The following is a 19872-nucleotide window of genomic DNA, read 5'->3' on the forward strand; positions in this document are numbered from 1 at the left end:
GCTAGTCGCACGATTCCTCGCTCTCCCCGGCTCGGCCCCACGCCGCTTACGCCGCGCGCGAACGACCCCCGGTAAAGGTAGGACCCGTGACGCTTTTCGACGAGAACGTCTCCGTCGTGCCCGCCCCCGCGCGCCGATGGACCCGCACCACCCTCGTCGGATTGTGGTCGCTCGCCATCGCCGTGGTGGTGCTGTTCCTTCTCACGTTCTTGCCGACGGCGTATGTCATCCAGCAGCCCGGTCCCGTGCTGAACACGCTGGGGACGTCGCCGAACGCCGACGGCGTCGAGGTTCCGCTCATCACCGTTCCCGACGAGAAGGCCGACCCCACAACGGGCCAGCTCGATCTGCTCACCGTGCAGGTGAACGGCAACCGTGAACGCACCCCCACGTGGATCGAGCTCGCGCTCGCCTGGTTCGATCCCTCCCGCGCGGTGGTGCCGATCGACCGGATCTTCCCCTCCGGACAGTCCACGGAGCAACGCAACACCGAGAACGCCGCTCTCATGACCGACTCCCAGCTCGAAGCGTCGGCGGCTGCGTTGCGCCAATTGGGCTACGACGTGCCCCAGCGCATCGTCGTGGGAAGCGTCACGGGCGATGGCGCGTCGGCGGGGATCCTCGAGCCCGGCGACGTGATCACCTCGGTGAACGGCGCGTCGGCGGCGACCGCGGACGACGTCAAGGCGGCGATCCAGGCGGCCGGAGGTCAGCCGGTCACGTTCGGCATCGACCGCGACGGCACCGCGACGGAGGTGACCGTCACGCCGCGTACCGGTGAGCTCGACGGGCAGCAGCAGTGGCTCGTGGGTATCGTGCTGGCCCTCGGTTTCGACCTCCCCGTCGACGTCCAGATCCAGCTCAACGACGTCGGTGGCCCCAGTGCGGGAATGATGTTCGCGCTCGGCATCATCGACAAGATGTCGCCGGGCGACCTCACCGGCGGGCAGCACATCGCCGGGACCGGCACGATCGACGACCAGGGCCAGGTCGGTGCCATCGGCGGCATCCGACAGAAGCTGTACGGGGCACGGGATGCCGGCGCCACCTGGTTCCTCGCGCCGTCGGCGAACTGCAACGAGGTCGTGGGGCATGTCCCCGATGGCATCCGCGTGTTCGCGGTGTCGACTCTGTCTGATTCGCTGAAGGTGCTCGAAACCATCCGTGACAACGGCGACTTCGACGCTTTGCCCACGTGCGCGGCGGGGAACTCCCCGGCATCGTAGTATCCACGGCGTACCCACAGTGGGCCGCGCCTAGGATGAGGGGGTGACCACGACCTCAGCGCCGAACCAGGCCACGCCGCCGAACCGCTCCCGACGGATCATCTCGATCAGCTTGGCGATCATCGCCGCTCTGGTCGTCGCGTTCTTCGTCTTCGCGAACCTCTATGCCGACTGGATGTGGTTCGAGCAACTCGGATTCACGACCGTCCTGACGACGCAGTGGATCGCGCGCGCCGTGATGTTCGCCGTCGGCTTCCTCGCGATGGCGGTGCCGGTGTGGGCCGCGATCCAGCTGGCCTACCGGCTGCGTCCCGTGTACGCGCGGCTGAGCTCACAGCTCGACCGCTATCAGGAGGTCGTCGAGCCGCTGCGTCGCCTCGCGATGTGGGGCATCCCGATCTTCTTCGGCTTCTTCGCCGGTTTCGCCGCGTCCGCACAGTGGGAGACCACCTGGCTGTGGGCGAACGGCGTCTCGACCTCGGTCACCGATCCGCAGTTCGGCCTGGACACCGGCTTCTACATGTTCGCGATGCCGTTCTATGCCGCAGCGATCGGCTTCGCCTCCGCCGTGGCCCTGGTGTCGCTCCTGCTGACCGCCGTCGTGTCCTACCTCTACGGCTCGGTGCGCGTCGGCCAGCGCGAACTGCGTATCTCCAAGGCCGCCCGCATCCAGCTGGCCGTCCTCGCCGGCATCTACCTGCTGCTGCAGGCTGCGAGCCTCTGGCTCGACCGCTACCGCACCCTCGTCGAGCCCGACGATCGCATCACCGGCCCCGGCTTCGTCGGCACCAACGCGGTCATCCCCGGCCAGACGATCCTCGCGATCGCGGCCGTCATCGTCGCCCTGGCCTTCTTCGTCACCGCGTTCATCGGCCGGTGGCGTTACCCGCTGATCGCGACCGCCCTGCTCGTGGTATCGGCGATCGTGGTCGGCGCCGCCATTCCGTGGGCGGTGAACACCTTCCAGGTGCGCCCCAACCAGCTCTCGCTGGAAAGCCAGTTCTATCAGCGCAACCTCGACAACACGAAGGCCGCGTACGGCATCGACAAGGTCGAGAAGGAGAACTTCGAGGCGGCGACGCAGGCCCAGGCCGGCCAGCTCCGCAACGACGCCGCATCCACGGCTCAGCTGCGCATCATGGACCCGGCCATCATCGGCCCCACCGTGCGCCAGCTCGAGCAGTACCGCTCCTACTACCAGTTCGCCGAGCCGCTCGACGTCGACCGCTACCAGATCAACGGACAGAGTCAGGATGCCGTCGTCTCGCTGCGCGAGCTGAACACCAGTCAGCTCGGTGACGCCGCGACCTGGCAGAACTCGACCCTCGTCTACACGCACGGCTACGGCATGGTCGCGGCGGCGGGTAACGAGCGCACTGCTGACGGCGACCCCGTGTTCCTGGAGCGCGCGATTCCCGGCACTGGTTTCCTCACCGATCTCAACTACGAGCCGCGCGTGTATTTCGGGGAGCAGTCGCCGCAGTACTCGATCGTCGGCGGCCCCGAGGGCGGCGAAGACATCGAGCTCGACTACCCGCTCGGGGCCGACGGTGGCACGGAGACGCGCACGACGTTCCGCGGAGACGGCGGTCCGAGTGTGGGCAACGTCTTCAACCGCCTCATCTACGCGCTGAAGTTCCAGTCGGAGCAGATCCTCTTCTCGGACTACGTCAACCAGGACTCGCAGATCCTCTACGACCGCAACCCCAAGGAGCGCGTCCAGAAGGTCGCGCCGTACCTCACGCTCGACAGCGACCCGTACCCGACGGTGGTCGATGGACGCATCAAGTGGGTCGTCGACGGCTACACCACGAGCGCGAACTACCCGTACTCGACGGGCGTCTCGCTCTCGCGCGCGATCGCCGACTCGAACAACCCGCAGCCCACGTACGCGCTGGATGACATCAATTACATCCGCAACTCGGTCAAGGCGACGGTGGATGCCTACGACGGCGAGGTCACGCTGTACGCCTGGGACGACCAGGACCCCGTGCTGCAGACCTGGCAGAAGATCTACCCGTCGACGCTCCAGCCGTGGAGCCAGATGTCGGCAGACCTCATGAGCCACGTCCGGTACCCGACCGACCTGATGAAGGTGCAGCGGTCGATGCTCGGCGTCTACCACGTCGACGACGCGCGGTCGTTCTTCCAGCAGGACAACCGCTGGGCGACGCCGAACGACCCGCAGAACGCCAACGAACTGCAGCCGCCGTACTACCTGACGATGAAGATGCCGAGTCAGGACGCTCCGACGTACTCCATGTTCACGAGTTTCATCCCGGCCTCCCAGGGCGGACAGGCACGAAACGTGCTCACCGGCTATCTCGCGGTCGATTCCAACGCGGGAGACGCGCAGGGGACGAAACGCGAAGACTACGGACGATTGCGAATGCTCGTGATTGACGCGGCCACGACGGTGCCCGGTCCCGGGCAGGTGCAGAACACGTTCGACTCCGATACCGCGGTGTCGTCGCAGATCAACATCCTCCAACAGGGGCAGTCGCAGGTGCTCAACGGCAATCTGCTCACCCTGCCCGTGGGAGGCGGTCTGCTCTACGTGCAGCCGGTCTTCGTGCAGTCCTCGGGCGACACCAAGCTGCCGCAGCTGCGCCGCGTCCTCGTCGCCTTCGGAGACAAGATCGCCTTCGAGAACACTCTGAGCGAGGCCCTCGACTCGCTGTTCGGTGGCGACTCCGGCGCCGACACAGGCGACGAGTCCGTGACGCCCACCGACCAGGGCGAGACGACTCCGTCGACACCGACGGCACCTGCGGGCGACTACGCCGCGGCGCTGCAGGAGGCGCAGGCGGCCCTGCAGGCCAAGCAACAGGCCCTGACCAGCGGCAACCTCTCCGAGTTCGCAACGCAGGACGCGCGACTGAACGCCGCCGTACAGCGTCTGATCGAACTGCAGGCCGCGGGCGGCGACGCGCAGAACCAGGGCTGAGTCCCCTCAGGAAAGGTCGGCGCCCCGCTCGGGGGGTGCCGGCCTTTCGCCGTGAACGGCGCGGCACCCGGACCGTGGCGGGCGTCGCGGGATCGGGCCCGCGGCATCCCTAGCTCCCGCGGCCTCCGCTTCTCGTTCGGTGTCCAGGAAACCCGGACGAGAGGGCTCTTCCCTCCGGGTGTTGTGGACACTCAACGGTGAAGGCGGCGCCCTGCGCGCTGCCCGACCGCGACGAGTGAGGGCGAGGGGGCGAACCCATCACGCCGTGAGGAACCACCACCAGATCAGCAGGAGCGTGGTGCCGAAGCCGGCGATCTGGTTCAGCCACAGGAATCGGTTCCACCCGGCGGTGGCCCGGTCGCTCTCGGCATCCGTCACGCTCCGATACGGCCAGCAGACCACGAGGTACGGGATCACCAGCACCGCGGCCAGCGGGCCGGGCCACGCCGTGAACAGCATCGCCACCCCGGCGAGGGCGTAGGCCGCGAGCGCGAAGCGAACGGTCCAGCGTGCCCCGCGCGCGGTGGCGATCGACGAGATGTCGGCGGCGCGATCAGCCTCGACATCCTGCACGGCGCCGAACGCGTGCGAGGCGATTCCCCACAGCGCGAAAGCGACGAGCACGAGCACGAGCTGAGGCGTCCACACCGCTCCCGCCAGCACGAGTCCGTACACCGCGGGGGAGAAGAAGTGGATGCTGCTGGTCATCGAGTCGGCGAACGGGCGTTCCTTGAGCCGGAGCGGAGGAGCCGAGTAGAACACGACGAAGAACAGGCTCAGCGCCAGCACGAGCCACGACATCGGCGAGCCGACGATGACGAGGAAGATGACGAACGGCAGGCAGGAGAGAGCCGCGGCCCACAGAGTGATCGCGTGCATGCTCTTCTCGAGCACCGCGCCGTGCGTGCCGCCCTTGCGCGGGTTGCGCAGGTCGGACTCGTAGTCGAACACGTCGTTCACGCCGTACATCGCCAGGTTGTAGGGCACGAGGAAGAACAGGATGCCGACGATCAGCGTCGTGTCGATCTGCCGGGTCGTGAGCAGGTAGGCGGCGGCGAACGGAAAGGCCGTGTTGATCCAGCTCACCGGTCGGGAGGAGACGAAGAGCTCGTGCAGGACGCGTCCGGGGGTGAGGGGGGTCATGCGGCATCCTTCGGGGACGGGCGGGGGGAGAGCAGCGTGAACACCGCCGGGACCAGGAACGCCGCGCACACCGGGTACGCGAAGTCCTCGAGGGGGGCGAGGCCGAGGCGCAGCCCGCTCAGGTGCTGCTGAGGGTATGAGAAGAGATCGACGGCGATCATGAGGTTGTCGAAGACGAGGGTGAGTCCGACCAGGACGAGGGCGGTCAGACTCGAGGAGGACATCCGCCGCGCGAACCGTGGTCGCCGAATCGTGGCGACGGTCACCAGGGCCGTCACGATCACGAAGGGGAGCACGATCAGCGGATACGTCATGCTCGCTCCCGGGTGCGCGCACGTCGCTCGAACACCGCGAACATCACGATGGCCAGGTAGCTCAGGAAGAGGAGGAAGAAGATCTCCTCGAGCGGCAGGTGCGGTGCCAGCTCGACACCGACGAACAGGGGGCTCTCGCCCTTCACGAACACTCCCGTGACGATGCCGACCACATCCCACGCCAGGAAGAACGCCGTCGCGATCAGCACCGCGATCGTCGTTCGCACCGGGGCTGCACGCAGCGCGAGCGAGAATTTCACGTCGATCGCGATCATGCCGGCCAGAGAGAAGAGGATCGCGCCGAGGTAGATCCCCGGCACCTCAGACCGCCGCGCGCACGGGTTCGGCGAGGGGGCCGGGAGAGGTGTCGCCCGTCATGCGCTTGACGACGAGTTCGGCGGAGATGAGACACATCGGCAGTCCGATCCCCGGCAGCACGGATGTGCCCGCGTAGAAGAGGTTCCGCACCTTCCGGGAGCGGTTCTTCGGTCGGAAGATCGCGCTCTGGTTGAGGGTGTGCGCGAGCCCGAGCGAGTTGCCGTGCCAGGCATTCAGGTCGTTCCTGAAGTCCTCCGGCGCGATCGTGCGACGCACCACGATGCGGTCGGCCAGATCCGGGATGCCGGTCCACTCGGCGATCTGCGCGATCACTCGGTCGGCGGCCTGCTCGATGCGCTCGTCGCCCGCACCGTCGACGCCCCCGCGGCCACTGTCGGGATCGGCGGGCACCGGGACCAGGACGAAGAGGTTCTCGTGTCCCTCGGGCGCGACCGAGTCGTCGGTGGCGCTGGGACGGCAGATGTAGATGGATGCCGGGTCCGGGATCTTCTTCTCCTCGCCGAAGATCGCGTCGAAGTTCGTCTGCCAGTCGTCGGTGAACAGCAGCGTGTGGTGCGTCAGCTGGGGCAGCTCGCCCTTCACCCCGAGCAGGAGGAGCAGAGCACCGGGGCTGGGCACCTTGTCCTTCCACCACTTCTCCGGGTACTGCCGGTCCTTCTCCTCGAGGAGCGCATTCTCGGTGTGGTGGAGGTCGGCACCCGAGACCACGGCATCCGCCGCGATGACTCGTCCGTCGGCGAGGCGGACACCACGGGCTGAGCCCGACTCAGTGATGATGGCGTCGACGGGAGACGAGGTCTCGATTCGCACCCCGCGCTCGCGCGCGAGCTTCTCGATGGCGGCGATGATCTCGGTCATGCCGCCCTTGGGGTACAGCACGCCGTCGCCGAGGTCGAGGTGGCTCATCAGGTGGTACAGGCTCGGCACCTCGAACGGTGATCCGCCGAGGAACACCGCCGGGTAGGCGAGGATCTGCTGCAGACGCGTGTTCTGGAAGTCGGTGGTGACGCGCTTCCACAGCGTGCGCGTCAGAAGCGGGATGAGCGTGGGAAGGCGCTTCACCAGTGCGGGGTCGCGCAACCCCTTCGTCGACGAGTAGGGGTCGTAGAGGAACTTCGACGTGGACAGCTCGTACGCGTCCTTCGCCGAGTCGAGGTACGCGTCGATGTTGTCGCCCGAACCCGGCTCGTGCTCCTCGAAGAGCGCCCGCACGGCTTCGCGTCCGGAGACGATGTCGATGGGTTCGCCCTGACCGGGGGGACCGAACACGCGGTACGCCGGGTCGAGGCGGACGAGGTCGAGTTGCTCGGCGGCACTGGTGCCCAACAACCGGAAGAAGTGGTCGAAGACCTCGGGCATGAGGTACCAACTGGGGCCCGTGTCGAAACGGAAGCCATCGCGCTCCCAGGACCCCGCGCGACCGCCGAGAGCGTCGCGGGCCTCGAAGAGCTGGACGTCGTGGCCGCGGTCGGCGAGAAGAGCGGCGGTGCCGAGACCGGCGATCCCGCCTCCGACGACGACGATGCGCTGGGCGCTCATGGGCGGGTGCCTTTCGGTGGACGCCCGAGGAGGGCGCGGGCGGCGAGGGTGGCTTTGACGCCGTCCGGCACGCGGACGCGGGGTGCGCCGACGGGAGAGGCGCGCAGCCGGCGCGACAACTCCGCGAACAGGTCGTGCGCGGTGGTCACGGCGGCGCGGCAGTCCGGGGGGAGGTGCGGGATCACGGATGCCGCGGCGGCCAGATCGGCATCGATGCGGTCGAGCACCGAGATCCGTCGCTCATCGTCGGCCGCGCCGTCGAGGTAGTCACGGCCCAATCTGTCGGCGTCGTCGGCGAGGTCACGGAGGAAGTTCACGTCCTGGAAGGCGGCGCCGAGACGGCGGGCGCCGTCGGCGAGATCGGCCGCGGGGCGTGCGGGGGCGGACATCCCCGCGTTGAGGAACACCCGCAGGCACATGAGCCCGACCACCTCGGCGGACCCGTAGACATAGGCGTCGTGCGACAGGTCGTCGTGGGCGGCGGTGTCGAGGTCGGTGCGCATCGAGGCGAAGAACGGGGCGATCAGCTCGCGCGTGATCCCGCACTCTCGCGCCGTCCGGGCGAAGGCGTGCACGACGAGGTTCGCGCTGAAGCCGGTGTCGATGGCATCCATGACGTCCGCCTCCAGGGAGTCGAGGACCGCGCGTTCCTTCTCGGGCGTGAGGCCGGCATCGTGGGCGGGGCCGTCGACGATCTCGTCGGCGACGCGCACGAGGGCGTAGATGTTGCGGACGTGCGGGCGGGGACGCGCTCCCAGGAGCCGCGTCGCGAGCCCGAACGAGGTCGAGTACCTCTGGATGACGGCGGCGGCCGCATCGTCGGCGGTGCGGGAGTACAGCGCGAGCCCGGTGGGTCCGAGGCTCACGGGACGCGCTCCTGGACGGCGTCGACGAGGTCGAGGAGCATGGCCTGGCACTCCGACGGGAGGGTCGAGGCCGAGACGATACCGCGCGCCTCGTCGAGTGTGTCGCGCACGAGATGCTCGAGCCGCACGCGTGCGCCGGACGCCGACAGTGCGCGCTGTGCGGCTCGAATCGCGACGGGTCCGGTATGAGCGTGCGCGAGAGCATCGCTGACTTCGGGCCAGTTCTCGCTCTCGCGCGCCAAGACGATCAGATGCGTCTTCTTGGCCTCGCGGAGGTCGGAGCCTTCGCCCTTCCCGGCCGTCGAGGCACTGCCGAAGGCACCGATGAGGTCGTCGACGAGCTGGTACGCCAGGCCCAGTGGCTGCCCGAATCGCCGAAGCGCGTGGCGGATCGGCGCGTCGGCTCCCGCGAGCACCGCACCGGCTTCCAGCGGCGCCGAGAACGAGTACACGGCCGTCTTGTCGTGGGTCGTGCGCAGGATCGTCTCCGCGTCGACGTCGTCGGCCGAGACGGCGTTCTCGACGTCGGCCAGTTCTCCCGCCGCCGACACGAGAACGGCGTCCTCGACGAGAAGCAGGAGTTCGCTGCGCAGTTCTGCGGGGATCTCCGCCATCGCCACGAGACGCGCGGCTTCGTGCAGGAGAAGGTCACCCGCGAGGATGCCGGCGGCGTCGCCGAGGAGGGCTGCTCCCGACGCGTTTGCGCCGCGATCTGTTCCGCGCGCGCGGAACTCGCCCCCGACGTTGGGCATGCCCCGTCGCTCGACATCGTGATCGATCACGTCGTCGTGCACGACGAACGCGGTATGCAGCAGTTCGAAGGCCGCCGCCACCTGGAACAGGGCGGGGCGGGCGATGTCGGGTCCGCCGAGGGTGTCGAACGCCGACACCACGAGAAGCGGGCGGAAGCGCTTTCCGCCGTCGGCCGCTCGGCGGATCGCGGATGCCAGAGCGCGCGCGCTGTCGCCGAGTCGGCCCAGACGTCCGTCGAGGCGCAGGAGCGCACCGTCGATGGCAGCGTCGATCTCCTGGCGCGCGGCGGGGGTCGTCGACAAGGCGATCACGACGCCCGCCGGACAGCCGAGGGAGACCCGAAGAGAGGGAGCTGCTGAGACTGCAGGACGAGCCAGGGACTGAACGCCCACGGTGTGGCCTCCAGCGAGGCGGCCAGATCCATCGGATCGACCCACCGGTACTCCGCGACCTCGCGAGGGTTGGGGCGGGGCTCGTCGTCGGTGTGGGCCACGTAGACGGGGCAGATCTCGTTCTCGACGATCCCGCTGGCGTCGACCGCGCGGTACCGGAAGTGCGGGAGAGTCAGCTGGAGGTCGTGGATACGCAGACCGACCTCGAATCCCGCGCGGCGGTGGACCGCTTCGACGAGGGGCTCCGCCGGGCCCGGGTGACCGCAGAACGAGTTGGTCCACACCCCGGGCCACGTCTTCTTGTCGAGGGCGCGCCGCGTCACGAGCACCTGACCGGCCTCGTTCATGACGTGGCAGGAGAACGCGAGGTGCAGAGCGGTGTCGGCACCGTGGACACGCGCTTTCGGTGCGGTGCCGATCTCATTGCCATGATCGTCCAGAAGGACGACGTATTCGGTCTCGCTCATCGTTCCTCCTGTTTGCTAGTTTAGCTAGCGATGTGAGCCTCAATATACCTACGCCGAAAGGGGGTGTCCACTGTGACGGGCGCCGTTTCCGCTCCTGATAGAAGGCCGGCTGTCATCGAGACTCTCACTGCCGTGAGAGCCCTGAGCGATGCCCTCGACCGCATGCACAGTGGCATGAAGGGGGAGATGGACATGAACGCCAGCGACCTCGCGACGCTGCGCATGCTCATCATCCGCGAGCAACGCGGAGAGACGGTGAGTCCCCACGACGTGGCCACGCACCTGCGTATCTCCACGGCGTCGACGACGAAACTCCTCGACCGGCTGTCGGCTTCGGGACACCTGGAGAGACGTCCCCACCCCTCCGATGGGCGCGCGCGCGTCGTGATCCTCACCGACAAGTCGCGCAGCGAGTTCTTCCACCACCTCGGGGGTCACCTCGGCGCGATGCGCGAGGTGGCTGCGCGGTACACGGACAGCGAGCTCGCCACGATCGCGGGCTTCCTGGGATCCCTGACCGAGGCCATCACGACCACCGACTGACGCCGTCATCGCGCGACCCGTACGCCGACGTCGTCGAAACTGTCTCGCGGCCCGGCGCCACGTCGTGTCGTCGCGCGCACGACGGCCGGGGCGTCGCTCCAGCCTCCGCCGCGGAAGACGCGGGCCGTCCCACGGTCGGGGTCGAGGAGGTCCTCGCACCACTCGGAGACGTTGCCGAGAATGTCGAACAGGCCGAAGAGGTTGGGCAGGCGTGCCCCGACATCCACCGGGGAGCGCAGCCCATCGGCGGCGGTCCAGGCGATCTCACCGATGGGCCCGTACGTCGACCCGGTGGCACCGGCTCGACACGCGTACTCCCACTCGTCCTCGGTGGGCAGGCGGAAGCCGTCGCTCTCCGGATCGCGGGAGACCGCCTCCCCGTCGAACGCGTAGGCGGGGTCGTGGCCTTCCCATTCGGACAGCGCATTGCACAGGCGGATGGCGCGGAACCAGCTGAGCTCGACCGCGGGGCGCCGTGGGTGGCGGGAAGGCACGCCCAGAAGTTCCGCGGCCTGCTCCTCGGTGAGGGGGTAGACCGCGATCTCGAACGCGGACACGACGATCTCACGACGTTCTGTCCCCCGCATATCGCCGCGCAGAACGCGTCCACCGGGAATCCGCGCCATCTCGACGTCGATCATGAGAGCTCGACCATCCAGAGATCGGCGTTCCCCGTGAGGAACAGGCGCCGCTCGTCGACATCGAAGGCGCAGTTGCTCACGACGTGGGGCGTCGGAATGACCCCGAGACGCGCGCCGCTCTCGTCGAAGATCACCACTCCCGCGCCGCTGCTCACCCACAGCCAGCCGCGGCGGTCGACGACGAATCCGTCAGGGATGCCGGCATCCACCGTCGCGAACGTCTCCGGGGGCCCCAAGGTCTCGCCGTTCCACGTGCACGAGATGATCCGCGGGAGAGCGTCGGCCCGTGACTCGGCGACGTAGAGCACGCGCTCGTCGGGGCTGAAAGCGATGCCGTTGGGGGCGTCGAGGTCGATCATGCGGCGCAGGGGCGTTCCGTCCTGCCACCGGTACACGCTCTCGTGTCCCAGAGCGGGCGAAGCGGGGTAGCCCTCGCGGGGGTCAGTGATGCCGTACAGCGGGTCGGTGAACCAGACCGCGCCGTCCTCGGCCACGATCAGATCGTTCGGGGAGTTGAGGGCGACGCCCCCATAGGAGTCGACGAGCACGTGCGTCCCATCGTCGTCGGTTCGGCTGATCGCCCGTCGCCCGTGTTCGGCGTGGAGGAGCCGGGCCAGCCGCGTCCACGGCATTGCCGTTCGCGAACTCCGAGGGGTCGACGACCGTGATGACGCTGCCGTCCTCGCGCCACGCGAGCGTGCGACGGCCGACGACATCACTGAACACCAGTGCCTCTTCCGACGCCCACCAGACCGGACCTTCGGCCCACGTGGCGCCGGAGTAGACCGAGAGCAAGCGAGCCTCACGGGGGAGGACTGCACGCAGCCGCGGATCGTGGACGCGGGGCGGGGCGACCTCTACCGGGCGCGGGCGCTGGGCCTGCTGGAGAACGCGTCCGCCGATCATGCCTCCAGTCAACCGGGTGTACGTGGCATCCACGGGCCGGTTGACGGGGGAGGCATCGTGCTGTCGAGCTCGCGTCAAGCCCTCGTTCGGCGCGGACTCGAATGATTAGATGGTCGCTCTAATGTTTGGAAGGCGGTCGCGATGAGTCCCAGGCGGTACGCCTCCCCGCTGCGTCGAGCGGAAGCCGCGCGCACACGGGCGGCGATCCTCGACGCGGCGGCGATGCTGTTCTCGCGGGACGGGTACGCGGCGACGACGATGAAGGGGATCGCGTCCGAGGCCGGCGTGTCGGTGCAGTCTGTCCACCTGGCGGGATCGAAGGCGACACTCCTCGTCGCCGCCTTCGAGCGCACCTTCACGGGCGCGGAGGGAGACGACGATCCCGCCGAGCGGCCGGCGGTGGCCAACATCCTCGAGCGTTTCGACGCCCAGGAGGCGATGCGCGCGTGGCTCGACGATGTCACTCAGGCTCACGCGCGGACGGCTGGCCTCGCTCGCGCCATCGCCGTCGCCGGAGAGACGGATGCCGTGGCCGCAGACGCCGTGGCTGTTCTCGACGCGCGTCGTCGCCGCGAGATCCGCATCGCCGCCGAATGGCTCGTCCAGCGGGGACTTCTCCGCCCCGAGCACATCGACGAGGTCACGGATGAGCTCTGCTACCTGTTCGGCCCCGACACGTTCGCGTTCTTCGTCACACGGTCCGCGTGGACGGTGACGCACTATCGGGCGTGGCTGGAGCGCACCCTCCACGATCTCCTCGCACGCCGCGCCGACGAGCTTCAGGTGGCCTGAGCGACGACGAGCGGAGCGGGGGCGCGGATCACTCCGACGCCACCGCCCCGTTGCTCTCGTCAGCTGGAGCGACGCCTGAGGGCGCGGCGTCGCAGCAGCAGGCCACCTCCGAGCGCGAGGAGGAGCGCTGCGCCCCCCGCGAGCGCGGGAGCGGCTGATCGGTCTGCACCGGTGTTCGCGAGGCCGCCGTTGTCGTCCGGGGCGGGGATCGGCGTCGGCGTGGCCGTGGGAGTCGCGGTCGGCGTCGGCGTCGGCGTGGGCACCGGGGGCGTGTCGACCGCGACGCTGACCGCGGTCGAATTCTCGCTCGCGCCGCGGGCGGTCACCGTGACGGTGAGCGTCGTCCCCGACGGCAGGTCGCGGAAGGTGGTGGCATCCGCGCCGGCCTCGAGGGCGGCCGAGGCGACGACCTCGGTGGCGGCGAGCACCTGCACCTCGGACCCCGTGGAGCCCTTGGCGTTCGTCCACGACACCGCGATCGAGGTGGGGGAGAGGGCTGTGGCTTCGAGGTCGGTGACCGGGCGGGCCGGCAGTGCCGTCAGCAGTGCCTCCGCGTCGATCAGTCCCGCCCCGAACAGCTGCTGGTCCGTCACGGTCGACGAGGTCGGGTTCTTCAGCGGGCCCGCGGTTGCGAACGCCGTGCGAGAGATGTCGGCGGCCGACTTCTCGGGTGCGTACTCGAGCGCGAGTGCGTGCACGGCGGCAGCCGTCGGAGCCGCCGCTGAGGTGCCGAAGAAGTACCAGTTGTTGTCGAGCTGAGGAATGCGCTGGGCGAAGAAGCTCGTGCGGATGCCGTCGACCGAAGCGATCTGCGGGCCCATGACCCGCAGCGGCTCGGGGTAGGCCGGCGAGACGACGGGCTGTCCGTCGACGTAGCGCACCGGCTCGAACAGCACGGGCGTGTCGCCTGCGGAGGTGAACGACTCGGGGACGCCGGGTTCGCGCGAGAAGACCGCGGCCACACCGATGCCCGAACCGTCGGCGGGGTGGCCTACGGAGGTCAGCCCGACGATGTCGGGGCCCGCTGAGCGGTCGTACTCGATCTCCGACATCGTGGGGTTCCAGAACGCCATCGAGAAGGCGGGCGTCGAGGTCGTGCCCGAGGAGGTGTCGCGGACCACCACGACGTCCATGTCCCCGGCGGGGACGCCCTTCGGCGCCGTGGCATAGACGGTCGGCGTGATCCCGTCGATGTACGACTCGCTGACCAGCTTCTGGTCGACGTAGTACTGCGGGATCAGGGTGGTGGTGAGGCCGAAGACGGGGTCGCCCCATTGCGCGACCAGGTCGGCGGTGGTGGCTTCGGGGAAAGTGACCGTGTCGGTGGCATCCTGAGCTGCCGACGGGTCGAAGTCGAGGCAGTCGTACGACGTGAAGCCCTCCGGGGCGATCACCCAGCTCGGGCAGGACATGGAGCGGTAGGCCGGGGTGCGCCAGCCGTTGATCTGCCGTCCGGCGCCGCTCGTGCCCTTCTCGCCGATCGCCGAACCGTTGCCCGCGGAGGTGTAGTACGCGACACCGCGCGACTGCACATCGGTGATGGCCGTCGAGATCCACCCCTGCTGGTAGAGCGGCTCTTCGCTCCATCCGATGTCATCGACGATGACGTTCGCTCCCGCGTCCGCGAGCGCGACGATGCCCTTTGCCATGTCCTGCGAGCTCCGCCACGCGGTGTAGAAGACGATGCGGGCGCCCGGAGCGATGCCGTGGACGAGCTGCGCCATCGCGCGTCCCTCGTCGTGGCCGCCTTCTTCGGTGGTGATGTCGGACAGCACGGTGACCGGAGTCTCGTACCCGCACGGGTTTCCCGGTCCCGGTAGCAGGCCGGCTTCGACGTCGTCTTCCGGAGTGGTTTCGGCGTCGGTCCACGCGTCGTACGAGTCGGACAGGATGCCGATCGTGACGCCGGTTCCGTCCACACCGAAGTCCGAGCGCGCCTCGGCCGTGTGCAGCGGCGTGTCGGCGTCGCTGGGGAACGCCCGGCACGATTTCTCGGCCGCGCTGCGCTCGGCGGACGGCACGTCGGGGATCGCGGGAGGGGTGATGGGGATGGCCACCGGCTGGACCACCGGAGACACCGCGCGGACGCCGTCGAGGCCGCGCAGGGCATCGAGTCGATCGGGAGCGACCCACACTGTCGCTGAGGAGGTCAGATCCTGCACGCTGACGATCTCCGCCGTTCGTCCGACCTCATCCAGGAGTCCGGTATCGGGACGACGCTCGAAAGTGACCGTGACCGAGAGGCGTCCGTCGTCGTCGAAGCGGAGCGAACCCCGACCCGAGCCGGGCAGTCCCACCGCGGCGGTGATCGCCTCCGGTGAGTCGGCGCCCGCGATGACGGCTTTCTCGACCGCGTGGGCGAGAGTGCCGACGAGTGGAACGTTGCTGCCGGCGGGCGGTGTCGATTGTGCCGAGGCGGGAAGGGCGAAGCTCAGTGAGCAGAGAACGGCGGCGCTGATGGCCACCGCGCGGAATGCGCGATTCATTTTCGTTTTTGATCCCCCAGGTTTTCGGTCAGTGTAGGGGGAACGATGCGCCGGGGGCGAGGAAAATGTCGGCGGTGCACTCGCGGCTGCCGAACCGAAGAGAAAAGGCCCCGGATCCGAGGATCCGGGGCCTTCATTTGTTGCGGGGACAGGATTTGAACCTGCGACCTCTGGGTTATGAGCCCAGCGAGCTACCGAGCTGCTCCACCCCGCGGCACAAGAGAAAACATTACGCGGAGATGAACGCGGGCGCAAATCCGGACGTACCGCCCGGGAGTGTCGCGGCAGGATGTTGCGGGTGAGTACCCCTTTCGACGATCGAGACGACGGCAGGCCGGAGAGCCCTGCTCAGCGTGCGGACCGCAATTGGAACGACGTGCTGCAGGAGCTGCGCGTCTTGCAGACGGGCACGCAGATCCTCACCGGATTCCTGCTCGCCCTCGCCTTCCAGTCCGCCTTCGCCGACCTCGCCGCGGGCTGGCGAGGGTTCTATCTGGCGCTGGTGAGTCTCTCCGCCCTGAGCGCGGTCGTCGCCTTGGCGCCCGTGGCTCTGCACCGAGCCGTCTTTCAGCGGGGCATCAAACCCGCCTTGGTGAGGTTCGGCCACCATGCGCTTCGCGGCGCCTTGGCCCTCGTGTCGCTGCTGCTCGTCGGTGTCGTGGTGTTCGTCTTCGGCATCGTGGTCGGGGTGACCGCCGGCGTGATCGCGGGAGTCGTGCTCGCCGCGGCGATCCTCGTACTGTGGGTGGTGATGCCGGAAGTGCTCCGGCGCCGCAGCGGAAAGGACCGACCGTGACCGACGCAGGATTCGGCCTGGCTGTCGCGCAGTTCGCGCCCGCAGCCTCGCGTGCGGCCAACCTCGAGGCGATCGCCGAGGGGGCGCGCACCGCCGCGGCACGCGGGGCGCGGGTCGTGGTGTTCCCGGAGTACTCCAGCTACTTCGTCGACCCCTTCGACGCCTCACTCGCGGATAACGCTGAAGACCTCGAGGGCGCTTTCACTGCCGCGCTGACGGCGCTCGCGACGGAACTCGGCCTCGTCGTGGTCGCCGGCCTGCTCGAGAAGGCGGACGACGGCCGTCGCGTGCGCAACACCGTCGTGGCGGTGGCGGATGACGGCATCCGTGCCGTGTACCGGAAGCTGCACCTGTACGACGCGTTCGGTCAGCGGGAGTCGGACTGGGTGGCGCCGGGGGAGATCGCCCCGCCCGAGACCTTCGACGTCGACGGGCTCCGATTCGGTCTCATGACCTGTTACGACCTGCGCTTCCCCGAGGTCTCGCGCACCCTCGCCGACGCCGGCGTCGAGGTCGTCCTGGTACCGGCCGAATGGGTGCGCGGACCCCTCAAGGAACATCACTGGCGAACGCTCGTGCAGGCCCGGGCCATCGAGAACACGGTCTTCGTGGCGGGGGCCGATCACCCGCCACCGCTCGGCGTGGGGCACTCCATGATCGTCGACCCGCAGGGCGTGATCATCGCCACGGTGGGCACGACCACCGACGTCGCGGTTGCCCACATCGACCCGGACGCCATCGCCCGCGTGCGTCGCGTGAACCCCGCTCTGGAGCTCCGGCGCTTCCGCGTCACCCCGCGCTGATCGAGAGCGCGCTCGGTGGGCGTCGGTGGTGTCGGTCCTGACCTGTCCGGCATCTTTTTGCAAGTCGTGGGAACGAGTGATCAGATGCCGCAATCTGTGTAGATGACGAGTTTGGCGACTGACTACCCGTGGATGCCATACATGCGTGAGTTCGGATCGAATCTCCGGAGGGCGCGCCTGGCGGTGGCGTTGACGCAAGAAGACGTGGCTCTGCGCGCGAAGATCTCGCTTTTCACGTATCAGAAGCTCGAAAAGGGCGAATCGAATCCAGGAACTCCGGCGAACCCCCGTCTCCAGACGTTGCTGGCGCTTTCCGTCGTCCTGGGGGTTCCGGTTCAAGACCTCGTGCCCGACCTCTCGCGCTGGCAGGGCTCGCTGTCGCCCTGATCCGCCGGACTACGGGAACCACCGCAACAGTGCCTCTGTCGCTCGGATGAGGCGTCTCGCCGTCCCCACGCTCAAGATCGCCGACGACCGGGAGGGGTGGTCGGGTCCGATCCACACCCAGGTCTCGCCGCACGTGCGTTCGAGGCCGATTGCGATCTCGACGATGGTCGGGGCATCGATGCCGCCGTGCGCATTCACGAGGCGTTCGACACCGGGAACGATGACCCCCTCGCTGCGATGGACGAGACGCAGGTCCGAGGTCGCCTCGTGCTCGCCCGTGCACCACGGGGGACATGCGCAAGGGTCCTCCCGTGGGTCCGACGGACTCATGGACGCCCTTCTCTCCTGGGTGACGAGGGGACCGCGTCCCCGTTTCCGAGGGAATCGCTCCCGAGGCGAGCGGTGATCCCGGATGACGGGATGTCCGCGTCGGTCGACGGCGGTCGCGGCTAGTGGTCGAGTGCGTCGGCGAACCTGAGCAGCGAGATCTCGCGCACCATCCGCCATCCCGCCCGTGTGCGGACCATCGTGTAGCCCTCGCGGCGAAGGCGCAGGCCGGTCTCGCGCGTCAGGCGGGCGGTACCGGGGAGCTTCGTCCATTTCAGAGACGGCCCGTACACGTGGGTGATGCGGAGGGGGCGCGATTCACGCGTGCGTGGTGTGCGAGACATGTGGTCTTTCCCGTCATGTATCGAAGCCGGACGGTGCCGGTCCGGGGCGTCGCAGTATCCGCAGAATACCATTTATACATGGTAATTTCTCTCCGTCGACCGTTGTCTCCGGAACTCGTCTGATGCGGCGAACGAGAACGAGACGGGTCGCACTCACAAGGGAGATGGATGCATGGGGCCGACCGATCCCTCCTTCGCGGAGCGGGAGCGTCACGTCGAGGCTCTCTTCGCCGCCCTCAGACGCGCCGACGTGGGAGCGGCCGTGGCTCTGTTCGCCGACGACGCGCACATCATGCGCATCCGCTACGCCGGAGGTCATGTCTCGGGTGGGCACATGGTCGCGACCGGACGGACGGACATCGCGCGAAGCCTTCGCGAATTCGTCCGCCGCGCGCCGGTGATCCGTGCCGCGGCATTCTCGTGGGAGGGCGAGGGACTTCTCGTCCGGGTGGAGTGCTCGCTCGATGGCCCGCACGGCGGACGTGAGCAGTGGTCCCGCCTGGTCGGATACGACTTCGCGGGAGGTCTCATCAGCCACGTCCGCGAGACGACCCACGACGACGAGGAGTGAAGACGATCCTGGTGAGGGGCCGGTGGTGCGTCGCGCTGCCCTCAGAGTTCCGAGAGCGCGGAGAGCCGCCGCGCGGCCTCCGACAACACCTCGACGCGTTTGCAGGCGGCGAAGCGGACGAGGGTCGCGTAACGGTCACGGTGCCCGGGGGAGACGAAGGCGGTCAGCGGGATGCCGACCACTCCCGCGCGGGCGGGCAGCTCGCGGCAGAAAGAGTCGGCATCCGTGGCGCCCAGCGGCGCGGCATCCACGACCGTGAAGTACGACCCCCCGGGCGTCGAGACGGCGAAGCCGGCGCCGCGCAGGCCGGTCGCGAGAATCCGAGCCTTGGCGGCCATGGTCTCCGCGACGGAGGAGAAGAAGGCGTCAGGGAGTCGGAGCCCGCTCGCGATCGCGGGTTGGAAGGGTGACCCGCCGACGTACGTGAGGAACTGCTTCACCGCAAGAATCGCGGTGACAAGCTCGGCCGGTCCCGTGACCCACCCGGTCTTCCACCCGGTGAGCGAGAACGTCTTGCCGGCGGACGAGATCGACACCGTCCGTTCGGCGGCGCCGGGAAGCGTGGCGATCGGCACGTGTGGTCCATCGAAGACCAGGTGCTCGTACACCTCGTCGGTCACGATGATCGCATCGTGGAGGTGGGCGAGCCGGATGACCTCGTCGAGGACCTCACGGGAGAACACCGTTCCGGTGGGATTGTGCGGATCGTTGACGAGGATGACACGGGTGCGATCGGTGACCGCGGATGCCAGCTGCTCGAGGTCGGGCTGGAAATCGGGCCACAGCAGCGGGACCGGCACGAGTCGGGCGCCCGCGAGGGCGACGCTCGCGGCGTAGGAGTCGTAGTACGGCTCGAACACGACGACCTCGTCGTCCGGGCCGTCGATCAACGCGAGTAACGTCGCCGCCAGGGCCTCGGTCGCCCCCACGGTGACGAGAACCTCGCTCCCGGGGTCGAGGTCGATCCCGTAGAAGCGCCGCTGGTGCTCGGCGATCGCGGTGAGAAGTTCGGGGAATCCACGGCCGGGGGCGTACTGGTTCACCCCGTCGGCGATCGCCCGACGAGCGGCTTCGAGCACGACCTCGGGCCCGTCTTCGTCGGGGAAACCCTGACCGAGATTGAGGGCACCGGTCGAGGTCGCGAGGGCGGTCATCTCGGCGAAGATGGTGGGCACGGCGTGACCGTCAGGGGCGAGGAGGCCCGCTCCGCGGGCGGTGCGCTGCCAGGCGCCGGGGATGATCTGCATCGTGGAGAGTGCCTTCGGGGAATGCGCGGGGCGCGCGGACCTG

Annotated in this window: 21 protein-coding genes and 1 tRNA gene; 8 read left to right on the forward strand and 14 right to left on the reverse strand. The window is 68.6% G+C overall.

Annotated elements, in window-relative coordinates; genetic code table 11:
- The first annotated feature begins 86 nt into the window (after positions 1–86).
- Both PIR02_14845 and PIR02_14850 read left to right on the forward strand, forming a co-directional pair.
- Entirely contained in the window at positions 87–1226 is a 1140-nt protein-coding gene (locus tag PIR02_14845) for a PDZ domain-containing protein (GenBank protein WZH36033.1), read from the forward strand.
- Positions 1227–1269: 43 nt separating this feature from the next.
- Positions 1270–4173, forward strand: coding sequence for a UPF0182 family protein (locus tag PIR02_14850; protein WZH36034.1), 2904 nt, complete (start codon positions 1270–1272; stop codon positions 4171–4173).
- A 258-nt stretch (positions 4174–4431) separates the two neighbouring features.
- Here the strand turns inward: PIR02_14850 and PIR02_14855 are convergent, their stop codons facing one another.
- The 7 genes from PIR02_14855 to idi are packed head-to-tail and all read right to left on the reverse strand — an operon-like array spanning position 4432 to position 9986.
- Positions 4432–5316: a prenyltransferase gene (locus tag PIR02_14855; protein ID WZH36035.1), complete on the reverse strand. Its 885-nt coding sequence runs from the start codon at positions 5314–5316 to the stop codon at positions 4432–4434.
- On the reverse strand, positions 5313–5630 hold the full coding sequence (locus PIR02_14860; GenBank protein WZH36036.1) for a lycopene cyclase domain-containing protein: 318 nt from the start codon (positions 5628–5630) through the stop codon (positions 5313–5315). The genes PIR02_14855 and PIR02_14860 overlap by 4 nt, the downstream gene beginning before the upstream one ends.
- Complete coding sequence (locus PIR02_14865) at positions 5627–5950, reverse strand: lycopene cyclase domain-containing protein (protein WZH36037.1); 324 nt, start codon at positions 5948–5950, stop codon at positions 5627–5629. The genes PIR02_14860 and PIR02_14865 overlap by 4 nt, the downstream gene beginning before the upstream one ends.
- Position 5951: 1 nt before the next feature.
- Positions 5952–7508, reverse strand: a complete 1557-nt coding sequence (crtI, locus tag PIR02_14870; GenBank protein WZH36038.1) for a phytoene desaturase family protein — start codon at positions 7506–7508, stop codon at positions 5952–5954.
- Positions 7505–8374, reverse strand: a complete 870-nt coding sequence (locus PIR02_14875; protein ID WZH36039.1) for a squalene/phytoene synthase family protein — start codon at positions 8372–8374, stop codon at positions 7505–7507. Before PIR02_14875 ends, crtI begins: the two co-directional genes overlap by 4 nt.
- A complete protein-coding gene (locus tag PIR02_14880; protein WZH36040.1) occupies positions 8371–9438 on the reverse strand; it encodes a polyprenyl synthetase family protein in 1068 nt (355 codons plus the stop codon). Before PIR02_14880 ends, PIR02_14875 begins: the two co-directional genes overlap by 4 nt.
- Positions 9435–9986, reverse strand: a complete 552-nt coding sequence (gene idi, locus PIR02_14885) for an isopentenyl-diphosphate Delta-isomerase (GenBank protein ID WZH36041.1) — start codon at positions 9984–9986, stop codon at positions 9435–9437. The genes PIR02_14880 and idi overlap by 4 nt, the downstream gene beginning before the upstream one ends.
- Before the next feature lie 132 nt (positions 9987–10118).
- Here idi and PIR02_14890 point away from each other — a divergent pair, with 132 nt between their 5' ends.
- Complete coding sequence (locus tag PIR02_14890; GenBank protein WZH36042.1) at positions 10119–10529, forward strand: MarR family transcriptional regulator; 411 nt, start codon at positions 10119–10121, stop codon at positions 10527–10529.
- A gap of 5 nt (positions 10530–10534) precedes the next feature.
- Here the strand turns inward: PIR02_14890 and PIR02_14895 are convergent, their stop codons facing one another.
- Positions 10535–11170 carry an SUMF1/EgtB/PvdO family nonheme iron enzyme gene (locus PIR02_14895; GenBank protein ID WZH36043.1) on the reverse strand — a complete coding sequence of 212 codons (636 nt, stop codon included), beginning with the start codon at positions 11168–11170 and terminating at the stop codon, positions 10535–10537.
- Positions 11167–11886 (reverse strand): SMP-30/gluconolactonase/LRE family protein, encoded by a 720-nt coding sequence (locus PIR02_14900; GenBank protein ID WZH36044.1) that lies wholly within the window; start codon positions 11884–11886, stop codon positions 11167–11169. The genes PIR02_14895 and PIR02_14900 overlap by 4 nt, the downstream gene beginning before the upstream one ends.
- A 331-nt stretch (positions 11887–12217) precedes the next feature.
- On the opposite strand from PIR02_14900, the gene PIR02_14905 reads away from it, so the two are divergent.
- The gene (locus tag PIR02_14905) at positions 12218–12868 is read left to right on the forward strand and encodes a helix-turn-helix domain containing protein (protein WZH36045.1); all 651 of its coding nucleotides are present in this window, start codon (positions 12218–12220) and stop codon (positions 12866–12868) included.
- Positions 12869–12927: 59 nt separating this feature from the next.
- On the opposite strand, the gene PIR02_14910 is transcribed toward PIR02_14905, so the two are convergent.
- Complete coding sequence (locus PIR02_14910) at positions 12928–15354, reverse strand: LPXTG cell wall anchor domain-containing protein (protein ID WZH36046.1); 2427 nt, start codon at positions 15352–15354, stop codon at positions 12928–12930.
- A gap of 140 nt (positions 15355–15494) precedes the next feature.
- Positions 15495–15568, reverse strand: a tRNA-Met gene (locus tag PIR02_14915).
- An 84-nt stretch (positions 15569–15652) separates the two neighbouring features.
- On the opposite strand from PIR02_14915, the gene PIR02_14920 reads away from it, so the two are divergent.
- The 3 genes from PIR02_14920 to PIR02_14930 all read left to right on the forward strand — a co-directional run bounded on the left by PIR02_14920 (position 15653) and on the right by PIR02_14930 (position 17340).
- Complete coding sequence (locus PIR02_14920; protein ID WZH36047.1) at positions 15653–16150, forward strand: DUF6328 family protein; 498 nt, start codon at positions 15653–15655, stop codon at positions 16148–16150.
- The gene (locus PIR02_14925) at positions 16147–16953 is read left to right on the forward strand and encodes a carbon-nitrogen hydrolase family protein (protein WZH36048.1); all 807 of its coding nucleotides are present in this window, start codon (positions 16147–16149) and stop codon (positions 16951–16953) included. Before PIR02_14920 ends, PIR02_14925 begins: the two co-directional genes overlap by 4 nt.
- A gap of 141 nt (positions 16954–17094) precedes the next feature.
- The gene (locus PIR02_14930; GenBank protein ID WZH36049.1) at positions 17095–17340 is read left to right on the forward strand and encodes a helix-turn-helix transcriptional regulator; all 246 of its coding nucleotides are present in this window, start codon (positions 17095–17097) and stop codon (positions 17338–17340) included.
- Between the two features lie 9 nt (positions 17341–17349).
- Here the strand turns inward: PIR02_14930 and PIR02_14935 are convergent, their stop codons facing one another.
- Positions 17350–17670 carry a hypothetical protein gene (locus tag PIR02_14935; GenBank protein WZH36050.1) on the reverse strand — a complete coding sequence of 107 codons (321 nt, stop codon included), beginning with the start codon at positions 17668–17670 and terminating at the stop codon, positions 17350–17352.
- Positions 17671–17789: 119 nt separating this feature from the next.
- Complete coding sequence (locus PIR02_14940) at positions 17790–18011, reverse strand: alternative tryptophan synthase beta-subunit (GenBank protein ID WZH36051.1); 222 nt, start codon at positions 18009–18011, stop codon at positions 17790–17792.
- Positions 18012–18183: 172 nt separating this feature from the next.
- On the opposite strand from PIR02_14940, the gene PIR02_14945 reads away from it, so the two are divergent.
- Positions 18184–18582 (forward strand): nuclear transport factor 2 family protein, encoded by a 399-nt coding sequence (locus PIR02_14945; protein ID WZH36052.1) that lies wholly within the window; start codon positions 18184–18186, stop codon positions 18580–18582.
- A gap of 41 nt (positions 18583–18623) precedes the next feature.
- On the opposite strand, the gene PIR02_14950 is transcribed toward PIR02_14945, so the two are convergent.
- Positions 18624–19829 carry an aminotransferase class I/II-fold pyridoxal phosphate-dependent enzyme gene (locus tag PIR02_14950; GenBank protein WZH36053.1) on the reverse strand — a complete coding sequence of 402 codons (1206 nt, stop codon included), beginning with the start codon at positions 19827–19829 and terminating at the stop codon, positions 18624–18626.
- Positions 19830–19872: the final 43 nt, after the last annotated feature.

This window comes from Microbacterium enclense (assembly GCA_038182865.1).
Classification (GTDB): Bacteria; Actinomycetota; Actinomycetes; order Actinomycetales; family Microbacteriaceae; genus Microbacterium; species Microbacterium enclense_B.

Coding starts and splice junctions, on each gene's coding strand:
- PIR02_14935 (WZH36050.1), bottom strand. CDS start 17,670: ATGAGTCCGTCGGACCCACGGGAGGACCCTTGCGCATGTCCCCCGTGG.
- PIR02_14950 (WZH36053.1), bottom strand. CDS start 19,829: ATGCAGATCATCCCCGGCGCCTGGCAGCGCACCGCCCGCGGAGCGGGC.
- crtI (WZH36038.1), bottom strand. CDS start 7,508: ATGAGCGCCCAGCGCATCGTCGTCGTCGGAGGCGGGATCGCCGGTCTC.
- PIR02_14910 (WZH36046.1), bottom strand. CDS start 15,354: ATGAATCGCGCATTCCGCGCGGTGGCCATCAGCGCCGCCGTTCTCTGC.
- PIR02_14860 (WZH36036.1), bottom strand. CDS start 5,630: ATGACGTATCCGCTGATCGTGCTCCCCTTCGTGATCGTGACGGCCCTG.
- PIR02_14905 (WZH36045.1), top strand. CDS start 12,218: ATGAGTCCCAGGCGGTACGCCTCCCCGCTGCGTCGAGCGGAAGCCGCG.
- PIR02_14895 (WZH36043.1), bottom strand. CDS start 11,170: ATGATCGACGTCGAGATGGCGCGGATTCCCGGTGGACGCGTTCTGCGC.
- PIR02_14900 (WZH36044.1), bottom strand. CDS start 11,886: ATGTCGTCGGCCGTCGCACGCTCGCGTGGCGCGAGGACGGCAGCGTCA.
- idi (WZH36041.1), bottom strand. CDS start 9,986: ATGAGCGAGACCGAATACGTCGTCCTTCTGGACGATCATGGCAATGAG.
- PIR02_14945 (WZH36052.1), top strand. CDS start 18,184: ATGGGGCCGACCGATCCCTCCTTCGCGGAGCGGGAGCGTCACGTCGAG.
- PIR02_14855 (WZH36035.1), bottom strand. CDS start 5,316: ATGACCCCCCTCACCCCCGGACGCGTCCTGCACGAGCTCTTCGTCTCC.
- PIR02_14940 (WZH36051.1), bottom strand. CDS start 18,011: ATGTCTCGCACACCACGCACGCGTGAATCGCGCCCCCTCCGCATCACC.
- PIR02_14930 (WZH36049.1), top strand. CDS start 17,095: ATGCGTGAGTTCGGATCGAATCTCCGGAGGGCGCGCCTGGCGGTGGCG.